The organism is Hyphobacterium lacteum, assembly GCF_036330345.1.
Classification (GTDB): domain Bacteria; phylum Pseudomonadota; class Alphaproteobacteria; order Caulobacterales; family Maricaulaceae; genus Hyphobacterium; species Hyphobacterium lacteum.
The window spans coordinates 402,527-415,283 of record NZ_JAZDRP010000003.1; the positions used below are offsets into that span (position 1 = coordinate 402,527).

Below are 12,757 nucleotides of genomic sequence, written 5' to 3' on the forward strand. Positions count from 1 at the left end.
TACGCGCTTGTCAGGCGAGCCTCGCGCGGATCAGAAAACCAGGGCAATCAGAGCCTTAGAAAGCAGGAAGCGTGATGTCCCAAGGGACGTCGAATACGGGATTTGTGCCTGTTGATGCGGTGTATTCCGACAATGGAGGCGCTTACACGCGCCTGTCTGCCGGTGAACGCCTGAAAGAAGCCCGGACCAAGAAGGGTCTGACGCTCGATAGCGCCGCGGCCCGCACGCGCATCCGCCGGGACTATCTTGAAGCTCTGGAAACCATGGATCCGCGTGGCCTGCCGGCCCAGGCCTATGCCATCGGCTATCTGCGCACCTATGCCCGCTTCCTCGAACTGGACGATTCGGCGCTGGTCGAACAGTTCAAGGCCGAAGCCGACACCCAGACCGGCCGCGCCACGCCGACGGCCCCGCAACAGCAGCGCGAAATCAAGCTGCCGCGCGGGTTGATCGGGGTGGTCGCCATCCTGGTTCTCGTTGCCCTGGTGGCCTGGTGGTATTCCAATGCCATTTCGGGAGACAGCGTCTTCGACGATATCCCGCCACCACCGGATTCGGAACTTTCGGCCAATGGCGGCAATGACGTCTTTGCCTCGGATTTGCCGCGCGTGGCGTCGGCGGATATCTGGGCCGATCTGCCGACCCTCAACCCGGCCGATGATGAAGTGCCGGACGTCGTCCTGCGCGCCAGCGCTGCGGTCTTTCTGGAGGTCCGTGATGGTGCCGGGCGGATCCTGTTCTCACGCGAGCTGGCGGTGAACGAGGTCTATCGCCCGCTTTCCGAAGCCGGGCTGACGATTTCCGCAGAGGATGGCGGTCTGCTGACGATAGAGGTCGAGGGCCAGAACCCGCGCCTGTTGGGCGAGGTCGGCCAACCGGTCAACGATATTCCTCTGGTTCCGGTCGAGACCGCCGACCCGGCGTAAGGCCGCACCCCCTCGCAACCGGGTTCGAACGGGGCTATATCCGCCCGGCTAGCTTTTTGAGTACCGGTCCATGCACGAACAGCATCGCGAAGTCCGTCCCTGGCGCATGATCGAGCGCCGGCAGAGCCGCAAGATCCATGTCGGCAATGTCGCTGTGGGCGGGGATGCGCCGATCAGCGTGCAATCCATGACCAATACGCCGACCGCGGATGCTGATGCGACGATCGCCCAGATCCGCCGTCTGGAAGAGGCAGGAGCCGATATTGTCCGTGTGTCCTGCCCGGATGAGGACTCCACCCGGGCGTTCAGGACCATCGCGAAATCGGTTTCCATACCGCTCGTGGCGGATATCCATTTTCACTACAAGCGCGGCATCGAGGCCGCCGAGGCGGGCGCTGCCTGCCTGCGCATCAATCCCGGCAATATCGGATCGATGGACCGGGTAAAGGAAGTGGTGGCGGCCGCCCGCGATCATGGCTGTTCCATCCGCATCGGCGTCAATGGTGGTTCGCTGGAAAAGCATTTGCTGGAAAAATATGGTGAGCCGTGCCCTGAAGCCATGGTCGAGAGCGCGCTGGACCATGCCCGCATCCTCGATGATCTGGGCTTCCATGAATACAAGATCTCCGTGAAGGCCTCCGATATTTTCCTCACCGTCGCCGCCTATCAGATGCTGGCAGACGCCACCGATGCACCGCTGCATCTCGGCGTCACCGAAGCCGGTGGCCAGCGCATCGGCTCGGTGAAATCCGCAATCGGCATGGGCAATCTGCTCTGGTCCGGCATCGGCGATACGATCCGCGTCTCCCTCTCGGCCGATCCGGTCGAAGAGGTGAAGGTCGGCTATGACATGCTGAAATCGCTGGGCCTGCGAACCCGCGGCGTAAATATCATCGCGTGCCCGTCCTGCGCCCGGCAGGGCTTTGACGTCATCAAGACGGTCGAAACGCTCGAAGCGCGACTGGCCCACATTTCAGAGCCGATCTCGCTGTCGATCATTGGCTGCGTGGTGAACGGGCCGGGCGAGGCCATGTTCACCGACCTCGGCTTCACCGGCGGTGGCAAGGGCTCGGGCAAGATGTATGTGTCCGGCAAGCCGGATCACAACGTCACCAATGAGGAAATGGTCGAGCACATTGTCGAGATGGTCGAAGCCCGCGCCGCCGAGATGCGCGCTGCGAAGGATGCGGCGGAATAGGAAATGAAACTCTACGGCCTGAAAAATTGCGATACCTGCAAGAAGGCAATGAAGGCGCTCGACGCGGCCGGACAGGCCTACACCTTCGTCGATATTCGCGCCGAGGCCGATGTGGCCACTTTGGCACCTGAATGGCTGAAACAGGTCGAGACGGCGAAGCTGATCAATACCCGCTCCACCACATGGCGGCAGCTGGACGAGGCCCAGCGCGCCCGCGCGGAAAGTGATCCCGCCGAACTGCTGGCGGATAATCCGACACTGGTGAAACGCCCGGTGATCGAACAGGGCGGCAAGGTCCTTGTCGGCTGGACGAAGGACGTCCAGGCGGCTCTGGGCGCCTGATGCCCGCCGGTCCGGCTGAGGCGGCCGCCCTCCGCAATACCTGTGATATCCGCATCGGTTTTCCGCGCGGCGATGCCGGCACTCCGGCCGACTGGCTGCGCGCGATTGCCGATTTCGTTGAAGCGGAAAAGGTCAGCGACGAGATCTACATGGCTGGCGAGTTGGCTGGCCGGCTGGAGGATTATTGCGCCGATCTGATGGGCAAGCCCGCCACGCTCTGGTTCCCGACAGGCACCATGGCGCAGATGGCTGCCGCCCTGATCCATGCCGGCGCCACTGGCCGCTCGACCATTGGTCTTCACCCCACATCACACCTCCTCCTGCACGAGGATGACGGCATTTCCGAACTGGCCGGGCTGACCCCGGTCAGAATCGGTGAGTGGTCCCGCGTCATCGAAGCGCGTGATGTTGAACAGGCCGGCGATCTCGCCTGTCTCTTCATCGAACTGCCACAGCGCCATAATGGCGGGCTATGCCCGGACTGGCAGACGCTGAATGCGGCAATCGACGCGGCCCGTGCCGGCGGGGCCCGCCTGCACATGGATGGTGCGCGCCTGTGGTCCACACGAGAAGCCATGGGTGGCCGCTCCTATGCCGAAATCTGCGCGCCTTTCGACAGTGTCTATGCGTCCTTCTACAAGGAAGTGGGGGCGCTTGGCGGCGCGATTCTCGCAGGCGATGAGGATTTCATCGAAGAAGCCCGGCTCTGGCGTCATCGGCAGGGCGGGCTGCAGGTCCGCGGCTGGCCGCTGATGGCGGACGCGATGCGGCGCCTGCCTTCCGTCATCGACGCCATGCCGGACTGGATAAACGGCGCGCGTGAGATCGCGGCGCTGATCCACGAGTGCGGTTTTGATATCGAGCCCCTTCCCGTCCAGACCAACATGTTCCATGTGCGCCTTTCCTGCGCGAAGGCGGACTTTGCCGATTTGCGCGACCGCATCGCCCGCGAAATGAAAGTCTGGATCGGCGGGTCCGGCTGGGATCTTGATGGCCGTCCCGGCATGTCGCTGGAGATCGCCGTCGATGGCATTCTGGCATCGGCCGATCGGTCTCGCCTGCGGGCGGCGTTCGAGCGCCTGGCAGAATTGCAGGGCTGATGGGCATTCTGGCCGCATTGGGCAGATTTCGCGATTCCTCCTGTATCCTGTAGTTATTCATTCGCAGTCTGGCATGGAGGGTCGCCATGGGAGCCGTGGATTCCAGCTTCACCGGGTCTATTCCGAGGAATTATGATCGTTATTTGGGCCCGAATATTTTCGTTGATTATGCCGCCGATTTGGCAAGCCGGGTGGCGGCGTATGAACCCGCTTCGATCCTGGAGCTTGCGGCCGGCACGGGCATTGTCAGCCAGAAAATTGCTGAACGCGCTCCAGTAGCGTCATTCACGATCACTGATCTCAATGAAGACATGCTTGCGATTGCTGCCGAGAAAGTCGGGCCGCGGGTAAAAAGGCAGGTTGCAGACGCAATGAACCTTCCTTTCGAAGCTGACAGCTTCGACATTATCGCCTGTCAGTTCGGGGTCATGTTTTTTCCAGACAAAGCCGCCAGTTTCTCCGAAGCAAGGCGCGTGCTGAAGCCCGGCGGGCGCTACGTTTTCAACGTCTGGGCCAAAATGGCGCGCAATCCCTTTTCGGAAACAGCTTTTGATGCGGGCAGCCGTTTTCTGCCGGACAATCCGCCTCAATTCTATAAAGTACCTTTCAGCTATCCTGATCCGGAAATCGTCGTTGCGGACCTGAAGGCTGGAGGCTTTGCCCATATCGAGTTCGAGGTGCTTGATCTTGAAAAGCCGGTGGCCAACTGGCGCGACTTTGCCAAAGGCCTTGTTCACGGAAACCCGTTGAGCATCGAGTTGCAGGCTGGCGGCGTGGATCCGGATCAAGTGGTTGAAGCAATTGGCGATGCGTTGATTTTGCGTTTCGGCGAAGGCGGTACCATGCCCCTTCAGGCCCTTGTGTTCACGGCAGGCTAAGAATATCGGGGGTTCCAGACAGGCAGAATCTCTCCACTCTCCTTTCATGACCAAGCTTGCCTCCATCTGCGTCTATTGCGGCTCCAATGCCGGTACCCGCCCGGAATACGCAGCGGCGGCAAAAGCCATGGGCAAGGCGATCGCGGACCGCGGCTTGACGCTTGTTTATGGTGGCGGAAAGGTCGGGCTGATGGGCATATTGGCCGATGCCTGCCTGACAGCCGGCGGCCGGGTTGTGGGCATCATCCCGGAATTCCTGGCCCTGAAAGAGGTCGCGCACCCCGGACTGACAGAGATGGTCGTCGTCGACTCCATGCATACCCGCAAGGCCGAGATGGAGCGCCGCTCGGATGGCTTCATTGCCTTGCCCGGCGGGATCGGCACGATGGAGGAATTGTTCGAGGTCTGGACCTGGAGCCAGCTGGGACAGCACCGCAAGCCCTGCGGCCTGCTGGACGTGACGGGTTATTATGCCGACCTAAACGCCTTTCTTGATCGTATGGCAACGGACGGTTTCGTCAATCCGGAACATCGCGGCATGCTTCACGTCGGTGAGGACCCGGTCTCATTGCTCGATGCTTTCGCCGCTTATGAAGCGCCGCCGGCCGATATCCGCATCAAGGTCCAGCAGACCTGAGGCCTTCCCCTGCATCGCGAATTACGCCTAACTCCCGTCCAACAGGGAGGCTCAAACATGGATTCTATTCTTACCCCGGCCTTGGCGCTGATCTGCTGGACGCTCGTCATGTGGATCTGGATGTATGCCACGCGCATTCCGGCCATGCAGAAGGCAAAAATCAATCCGGCTAAAATTACCAGCAAATCGGATCTTGACGTCTTGCCAAAGGAAGTCACCCGCATTGCTGATAATTACAATCATCTGCACGAGCAGCCCGTCGTGTTCTATGCACTGGTTTTCTATGCCGCCGCAGCCGGTTCGGACACATCGCTGATGATCATGGCCGCCTGGCTTTATGTCATCCTGCGTATTGCGCACAGCCTTATCCAGGCGTTGTGGAATTTCATTCCCGTGCGCTTCCTGGTCTTCAGCCTGTCCTCACTCGTTCTCTTCCTGATCGCCGGCATCAATGTCGGGCATCTGTTCGGGAGCTAACAGCTGATCCGGCAGGTAATTGCCCTGTGGCGCTTCCGGCACCAGAGTCTGGAAATACACCGCTGCTGCAGGATCATACGGCTCCGTCATCTGGCTGTTTAGCCAGGTGCCGATGAGATGCAGCCCGTGCACATCGCAAACGGAAGCTGCCATTAGCGCTGCATCCGAGGCCAGTTGCAGACGCCGGTTCACATCGTCCTCTGAAGCAGGGATGTCCCCATTCAGATAGGACCGAGCCAGTGTTGCCATGGCGATATGCTCGCCAGCGGCGGCGGCCTGTCGCAGCCAGTGTTCGGCTATTGCCGGATCGACGGGAAAGCCGAGCTCGCCGGTCAGGTGCGCGTTGCCCACCTCATTCATCGCCGTCGGAGAGCCGTCTTCCGCAGCCGCCAGCAAGGCGGCTCCCAGATCCGGGTCGGATATCGGGTCATTGCCACGCGCATAATTGAAGATCACCAGCACCGCCCGGGCTTCAGCATCGCCGCGTTCAGCACGCGCGATCAGGTCCGGCGGCGCATCGGTGAGGTCTGTCGCCCACAAGCGCTCCAGCTCATTTGCCGAACGCAGCGCCACCATGCTGTCGCGATCGCAGATTCGCGCCTGCGCCAGCCAGAGTTGACGCAGACTGGCAGCGCGTTCGAGGTCGAAGGACGCCGGATCGGAAGGCCGGGAATCCAGCCAGGCTCCAACCGCGGCAAACAGGGCCGCGCCGGCGATGACGAAGAGTAATTCCTTGATATAAAGCGGCATCACAGAGAGCGAAGCGTAATAATGTTCTGCTTTCTATTGGGTCGGCCCCGTTTTCGGCATCGTGCCGCCCCGCCAATAAACAGCGCCCAACGCATGACATCTCTCCCCCTCGATGCGGGAGGCAGGATAACCGCGGCCTCTATCTGGCTTCAAGCATTTCCCGTTCCCGAAAATCCCGCTAATGAAGCGCCATGCACGCACCTGAAGCCCGCCTGGAACAGGTCATTGACCGGTTCGAACATGTTGAAGCCCGCCTTGGCGCTGCCAGCGATGGCGACGAGATCGTCAAGCTGTCGCGCGAGCACGCCGAGCTGAAGCCCGTCGCCGACAAAGCCCGCGAGCTGAAGGCCGCCCGTGCCGAGCTCTCCGATCTCGAAGAGATGATGGAGGGCGACGACAAGGATATGGCGGAAATGGCGCGCGAGGAGTTCTACGCGCTGAAAGAACGCCTGCCGGACCTCGAACGCGAGGTCTCGCTGCTGCTCATCCCGAAAGACAAGGATGACAGTGCCAACGCCATGCTGGAAATTCGTGCTGGCACCGGCGGCGACGAAGCCGCGCTTTTTGCCGGCGATCTCTACGAGATGTATCGCCGGTATGCCGAGACCCAGGGCTGGAAATTCGAGCTTGAATCCGCGAGCGAGGGCGATGCGGGCGGATATAAGGAAGTCATCGCGTCCATCTCCGGTAATGGCGTGTTCGGTCGCCTGAAATTCGAATCCGGTGTTCACCGCGTCCAGCGCGTTCCGGCTACCGAGAGCCAGGGCCGTATTCACACCTCGGCGGCCACAGTAGCCATCCTGCCTGAGCCGGACGAGATCGAGATCGATTTGAAGGACGAGGATATCCGCGTCGACACGATGCGGGCCTCCGGTGCCGGTGGTCAGCACGTCAACAAGACGGATTCCGCGGTGCGCATGACCCACATCCCGACCGGGATCGTCGTGCTCTGCCAGGAAAAATCCCAGCACCAGAACCGCGCCCGCGCCCTGCAGCTGTTGAAGACCAGGCTCTACGACATGGAACGTGAAGCTGCGGATGCCGCCCGGGCCGGCGCCCGCAAGTCGCAGGTCGGATCCGGCGACCGCTCGGAGAAGATCCGCACCTATAATTTCCCGGAGAACCGGGTCACCGATCACCGCATCAAGCTGACACTCTACAAGCTTCAGGACATCCTGTCCGGCAATGCGCTCGACGAGGTCGTCTCGGCCCTCATTGCTGAAGACGAGGCCGCGCGCCTGGCCGCCATGGAAGAGGCATGACGGGCAGGGTTGTTTCTCTCGCCCGCCATCCGATGAAGGGGTTCACCTCCGAACCGTTAGATACGGTCCAGCTGAGCGCGGGAGCGCATTTCCCCGGAGACCGGCTCTATGCCGTCGAGGACGGCCCGTCGGGATTTGACCCGGATTCTCCCGAGCACATCAGGAAAATGGCGTTCACTGTCCTCGCGAAATTGCCGTCTGTCGCCGCGGTCCGCACAAAATGGGATGAGGATGAGGGCAGCCTGACAGCCTGGCATCCGGATTTTGGCGAAATCACCTGCGATCTCGATGGCGAGGCCGGACGAAACATGTTCGCGGTCTGGCTTTCGGGCGTGCTGGCCGGGCAGGTTGGTGGCCCGCTGAAAGTGGTCGCCGCGCCGAATGGCTACCGTTTCATGGACAGCCGCTCGGGATATGTCTCTGTCATCAATTTGGACAGCGTACGTGACCTGGAGGCGAAGACCGGCCGCCAGATCGATCCGGCGCGCTTTCGCGGCAATATCATGGTTGAAGGCTGGCCGGCCTGGTCGGAACTGGACATGGCCGGCCGCGAGTTGCTCATCGGTGGCGCACGCCTGGGAGGCTTGAAGCCGATCGAACGCTGCGTCGCGACCCATGTCGATCCGCATTCCGCGGAACGCGACATGGATGTTGTCTCCATGCTGCGCGAGCATTACGGCCACTTCAATTGCGGGCTTTACGTGGAAGTGCTCGGGAGCGGACGCGTCCAGCCCGGTGATGAGGCGCGGTTGGTGTGAGTTTCTCGCCCGAACAGACGGCAAAATGGCTGGAGAGCTTGAAATCGGCCGGCATTGACGAGGCCAGCCAGGATTTGCGCCACCTGATCCTCGCCGGGGATTCAATCGCTGATATCGATGCCATGGTGGAGCGGCGCTCAGCCCGCGAACCGCTTTCACAGATCCTGGGCGACAAGCCCTTCTGGACACTGGATCTGAAAGTCACGCCTGACGTTCTTACCCCGCGGGCTGATACCGAGACACTGGTGGAAACGGTTCTCAAACAGATCGAAAGCAAGACAGCCAAAGTCGAAATCGCCGACTTCGGCACCGGGTCGGGAGCCATCCTTCTGGCGTTGCTGGCGGAATGTCCCAACGCGTCCGGTCTGGGCATCGATATCAGCGAATCGGCTCTGGAAATCGCGAAAGAGAACGCCTTGCGGAACCAGCTCGCTGATCGGGTGGAGTTTCGCATCGGCAACTGGGCGGAGGCGATTCCGGATGAAAGCCTTGATATTGCGGTTTCCAATCCACCCTATATTGCCAGTGCCGTCATCGATACACTCGATCCAGAGGTAAGGGATTACGAGCCGCACCTTGCTCTGGATGGCGGAGACGACGGGCTCGATGTCTACCGCATTCTTTTACCAGAGCTTTTTCGCGTCTTATGCCCCGGAGGCCTGATGGCCGTCGAGATCGGATATGATCAGGCAGATACCGTCATGGTGCTGGCAAAGGCAGCCGGTTTTGAAAACCCCGTCATGACGCGCGACCTCGTCGGGCAACCCCGCATTATCCATGGATTCAAGCGGGAAAACCGAGGTGGCAATACCCTCTTGGAAAATGAATGAAGCCGGGCTAGCTTTACAGACAGGTTGTTGGACGCGCTCAGGGGCGAGGCTGTCGGGCGCGAATAACCAGCAGACTTATCGTCCGTTTTCGTTATCAATTCTGATCTTCAACGGATGATGCGCGCCGCGAGTACACGGGGGAAAGCGGCTCAGGAACAGCCTTCAACTTGCGAGGATTGGCGGCATGAAGCGTCAGCGCGGACGGGGCCGGGGTAAACCCGGCGGTAATAACAACAACCGCAATTTCGAAAGCAATGGTCCGGATGTGAAGATCCGGGGCAATGCCTCGACTATCCATGAAAAGTACATGCAGCTGGCTCGCGATGCCTCTTCATCCGGTGACCGGGTGATGGCCGAGAACTACTACCAGCATGCCGATCATTACTTCCGTATTGTTGCTGTGCAGCAGGCCGAGCAAGAACAACGCCGTCAGGCGCGCCAGCAGCAGGAAGAAAACAATAATCGCCGGAATAACCGTCACCAGAACAATTCCGACGATGGCGGCGATAGCCAGCAGCCGCAGGGCGCCGAGCAGAACCAGGGTGATCAGGGCGAGAATGACCGTCCGCGCCGTGGTCGCCGGCCCAAGCGTCAGCCGTCCGAGGACAAGCGCGATCCGCTGGAAGTCGTTGATCCGGGACAGGGTGAGCAGCCGGACATGAAGGCGGAAGGCGGCGATGATGAACAGCCGCGTCCGCGCCGCGGCCGCCGCCCACGCAAATCCGGTGATGGCGAAACCGGGGGTAGCTCGGAAACCGAAGCGGCCTGATCTGTTGCCATTCCGAATAAAAGAACCCCGGTCAACGCGCCGGGGTTTTTTGTTGCCTTGCCGCACTTGTGTGTTGATTGGGCAACACCTATCTGAGTCTCAGAAACATTGCCGTGCTTCGAGCAAGGCGGCATCCAGTTTGCAGTCTCGCCTGATGGGGGATGAATAGAAACATGAATTTCGAGACCTATACTGATCGTGCACGATCCATCGTGCAGCGCGCCCAGCAGGACGCGCTGGCCTCGCGCCACCAGCAATTCACGCCGGAACACGTCCTCAAATCCCTTCTGGATGATGAGGGCGGCCTGGCCGGGAATTTGATCAAGGCCGCCGGCGGCAATCCGCAAACCGTTGTCGATCTGACCGAGCAGGCGCTGGTGCGTCTGCCAAAGGTCGAAGGCTCGGGTGCCGGCCAGATCTATCTGGCGCCACAGACGGCCGAAGTCTTCAAGACTGCCGAGGAAGCCGCCAAGAAGGCCGGTGACCAGTTTGTATCGGCCGAGCGCCTGTTGCAGGCGCTGTCGATTGCAAAGGGTGCCCATGCCGCCGATATTCTCAAGAATGCCGGTGTCAGTGCTCAATCATTGAACAATGCGATCAATGACATGCGGGCAGGCCGTACTGCCGACAGCCAGTCGGCGGAAGACAGCTATGAAGCACTGAAGAAATATGCCCGCGATCTGACCGAGGCTGCGCGTGATGGAAAGCTGGACCCGGTCATCGGCCGCGACGAGGAAATCCGCCGCGCCATCCAGGTTCTCTCCCGCCGCACCAAGAATAATCCGGTCCTGATCGGTGAACCCGGAGTGGGCAAAACGGCCATCGCCGAAGGTCTGGCCCTGCGCATCGTCAATGGTGATGTACCGGAAAGCCTCCACGACAAGCGTCTACTGGCGCTCGACATGGGCTCGCTGATCGCCGGTGCAAAATACCGCGGTGAGTTCGAGGAACGCCTCAAGGCCGTTCTCGGCGAGGTCGAGAATGCCGGTGGCAATATCATCCTCTTCATCGACGAGATGCATACGCTGGTCGGCGCCGGCAAGACCGATGGCGCCATGGATGCGTCCAACCTTCTCAAACCGGCTCTGGCGCGTGGCGAATTGCACTGCATCGGCGCGACTACGCTGGATGAATACCGCAAGCACGTCGAAAAGGACGCTGCCCTGGCCCGGCGTTTCCAGCCGGTCTTTGTCGGCGAACCCACGGTCGAGGACACGATCTCCATCCTGCGCGGGCTGAAGGACAAGTATGAAGTCCACCACGGGGTGCGTATTTCTGACAGCGCGATTGTCGCTGCCGCCACCCTGTCCAACCGCTACATCACCGACCGTTTCCTGCCCGACAAGGCCATCGACCTGATGGACGAGGCGGCTTCGCGCCTGCGCATGCAGGTCGACAGCAAGCCGGAGGAGCTGGACGAGATCGACCGCCGCATCATGCAGCTGAAGATCGAGGCTGAAGCCCTCAAGAAAGAAACCGACGATGCCTCCCGGGCGCGGCTGGAAAAGCTGGGCAAGGAAATTGCCGAGCTGCAGTCGAAATCCGATGAAATTACCGCTGCCTGGGTGGCGGAAAAGGACAAGCTGGCGTCTGCGACCGAGGTCAAGGACCGGCTCGATCGGGCCCGCGCCGAGCTGGCCGATGCCGAACGCCGGGGTGATCTCGGCAAGGCCTCGGAGCTGAAATACGGTGTCATCCCGGAGCTCGAATCGAAAATTGCGAAATCCGACGAGGCCGAGGACGGTGCCCTGGTGAAGGAAGTCGTCGATGACGAGCAGATCGCGGCCGTCGTCTCCCGCTGGACCGGCGTGCCGGTCGACAAGATGCTGGAGGGCGAGCGCGAAAAGCTCCTGAAAATGGAAGACGCGCTGCGCGCCCGCGTGGTGGGCCAGGACGAAGCGCTGGCGGCTGTGTCCGATGCCGTGCGCCGGGCGCGAGCCGGGTTGAAGGACCCCAATCGTCCGATCGGCTCCTTCCTCTTCCTCGGTCCCACCGGGGTCGGCAAGACCGAGCTGACCAAGACGCTGGCCAACTTCCTGTTCGACGACGAACAGGCCGTGACCCGCATGGACATGTCGGAATACATGGAAAAGCACTCGGTGGCCCGCCTCATCGGCGCCCCTCCGGGCTATGTCGGCTATGACGAGGGCGGGGCGCTGACCGAAGCGGTTCGCCGCCGGCCCTATCAGGTGATCCTGTTTGACGAGATCGAGAAGGCCCACCCGGATGTCTTCAATGTGCTCCTGCAGGTGCTTGACGATGGCCGCCTGACCGATGGTCAGGGCCGTACGGTCGATTTCCGCAATACGCTGATCATCATGACCTCCAATCTGGGGGCCGAATTCCTGATGGCCGCTGAGGATGTCGAAGCGGCCCGCGAACAGGTCATGGGCGCCGTGCGTGCGCATTTCCGGCCTGAATTCCTCAACCGCGTGGACGAGATCATCCTCTTCCGCCGGCTGGAAAAGCAGCACATGGGCGCCATTGTCGATATCCAGATGAAGCGCCTGTCAAAGCTGCTTGCCGATCGCCGCATGACAATCCAGCTCGATGATGCTGCCCGTAACTGGCTGGCCGAGAAAGGTTTCGATCCGGCCTATGGCGCGCGGCCATTGAAGCGCGTGATCCAGAAAGAGCTCCAGGACCCGTTGGCGCGGCTCCTCCTGGAAGGTGATCTGAAGGATGGTGACGCCATCAAGGTGTCGGCCGAGGCCGGCCATCTGGTGATCAACGGTACTGCCATCGCCTCACGGGACGCCACGCCGCCCCCGGATGTGAAGGTGAACTGATCACGAGGATCAAAAGGGCCTGCGCCATAAGGCTCAGGCCC

13 protein-coding genes are annotated in these 12,757 nt (G+C 61.1%); 12 read left to right on the forward strand and 1 reads right to left on the reverse strand.

All coding sequences use genetic code 11. The features are described from left to right. Positions 1–74: 74 nt before the first annotated feature. From V0U79_RS06845 to V0U79_RS06875, 7 genes are all read left to right on the forward strand, one after another. Entirely contained in the window at positions 75–926 is an 852-nt protein-coding gene (locus tag V0U79_RS06845) for a helix-turn-helix domain-containing protein (protein WP_330198737.1), read from the forward strand. 70 nt (positions 927–996) lie between these two features. Beyond that, positions 997–2,124, forward strand: coding sequence for a flavodoxin-dependent (E)-4-hydroxy-3-methylbut-2-enyl-diphosphate synthase (gene ispG, locus V0U79_RS06850; protein ID WP_330198738.1), 1,128 nt, complete (start codon positions 997–999; stop codon positions 2,122–2,124). Between the two features lie 3 nt (positions 2,125–2,127). Next, positions 2,128–2,466: a Spx/MgsR family RNA polymerase-binding regulatory protein gene (locus V0U79_RS06855; protein WP_330198739.1), complete on the forward strand. Its 339-nt coding sequence runs from the start codon at positions 2,128–2,130 to the stop codon at positions 2,464–2,466. Then, entirely contained in the window at positions 2,466–3,566 is a 1,101-nt protein-coding gene (locus V0U79_RS06860; RefSeq protein ID WP_330198740.1) for a threonine aldolase family protein, read from the forward strand. The genes V0U79_RS06855 and V0U79_RS06860 overlap by 1 nt, the downstream gene beginning before the upstream one ends. A gap of 86 nt (positions 3,567–3,652) precedes the next feature. Beyond that, on the forward strand, positions 3,653–4,444 hold the full coding sequence (locus V0U79_RS06865; protein ID WP_330198741.1) for a class I SAM-dependent methyltransferase: 792 nt from the start codon (positions 3,653–3,655) through the stop codon (positions 4,442–4,444). 46 nt (positions 4,445–4,490) lie between these two features. Beyond that, complete coding sequence (locus V0U79_RS06870) at positions 4,491–5,081, forward strand: LOG family protein (protein ID WP_330198742.1); 591 nt, start codon at positions 4,491–4,493, stop codon at positions 5,079–5,081. Positions 5,082–5,138: 57 nt separating this feature from the next. Continuing rightward, entirely contained in the window at positions 5,139–5,558 is a 420-nt protein-coding gene (locus tag V0U79_RS06875) for an MAPEG family protein (RefSeq protein WP_330198743.1), read from the forward strand. On the opposite strand, the gene V0U79_RS06880 is transcribed toward V0U79_RS06875, so the two are convergent. After that, positions 5,502–6,308, reverse strand: coding sequence for an SEL1-like repeat protein (locus tag V0U79_RS06880; RefSeq protein ID WP_330198744.1), 807 nt, complete (start codon positions 6,306–6,308; stop codon positions 5,502–5,504). The two genes, V0U79_RS06875 and V0U79_RS06880, sit on opposite strands and share 57 nt — an antisense overlap. 191 nt (positions 6,309–6,499) lie before the next feature. On the opposite strand from V0U79_RS06880, the gene prfA reads away from it, so the two are divergent. The 5 genes from prfA (at position 6,500) to clpB (ending at position 12,716) form a co-directional block, all read left to right on the forward strand. Further along, the gene (gene prfA / locus V0U79_RS06885; protein WP_330198745.1) at positions 6,500–7,570 is read left to right on the forward strand and encodes a peptide chain release factor 1; all 1,071 of its coding nucleotides are present in this window, start codon (positions 6,500–6,502) and stop codon (positions 7,568–7,570) included. Continuing rightward, positions 7,567–8,328, forward strand: coding sequence for an MOSC domain-containing protein (locus V0U79_RS06890; protein ID WP_330198746.1), 762 nt, complete (start codon positions 7,567–7,569; stop codon positions 8,326–8,328). Before prfA ends, V0U79_RS06890 begins: the two co-directional genes overlap by 4 nt. Continuing rightward, complete coding sequence (gene prmC, locus V0U79_RS06895) at positions 8,325–9,158, forward strand: peptide chain release factor N(5)-glutamine methyltransferase (RefSeq protein ID WP_330198747.1); 834 nt, start codon at positions 8,325–8,327, stop codon at positions 9,156–9,158. The genes V0U79_RS06890 and prmC overlap by 4 nt, the downstream gene beginning before the upstream one ends. A 184-nt stretch (positions 9,159–9,342) precedes the next feature. Then, positions 9,343–9,927 carry a DUF4167 domain-containing protein gene (locus V0U79_RS06900; protein ID WP_330198748.1) on the forward strand — a complete coding sequence of 195 codons (585 nt, stop codon included), beginning with the start codon at positions 9,343–9,345 and terminating at the stop codon, positions 9,925–9,927. Positions 9,928–10,100: 173 nt separating this feature from the next. Then, on the forward strand, positions 10,101–12,716 hold the full coding sequence (clpB, locus tag V0U79_RS06905; RefSeq protein ID WP_330198749.1) for an ATP-dependent chaperone ClpB: 2,616 nt from the start codon (positions 10,101–10,103) through the stop codon (positions 12,714–12,716). Positions 12,717–12,757: the final 41 nt, after the last annotated feature.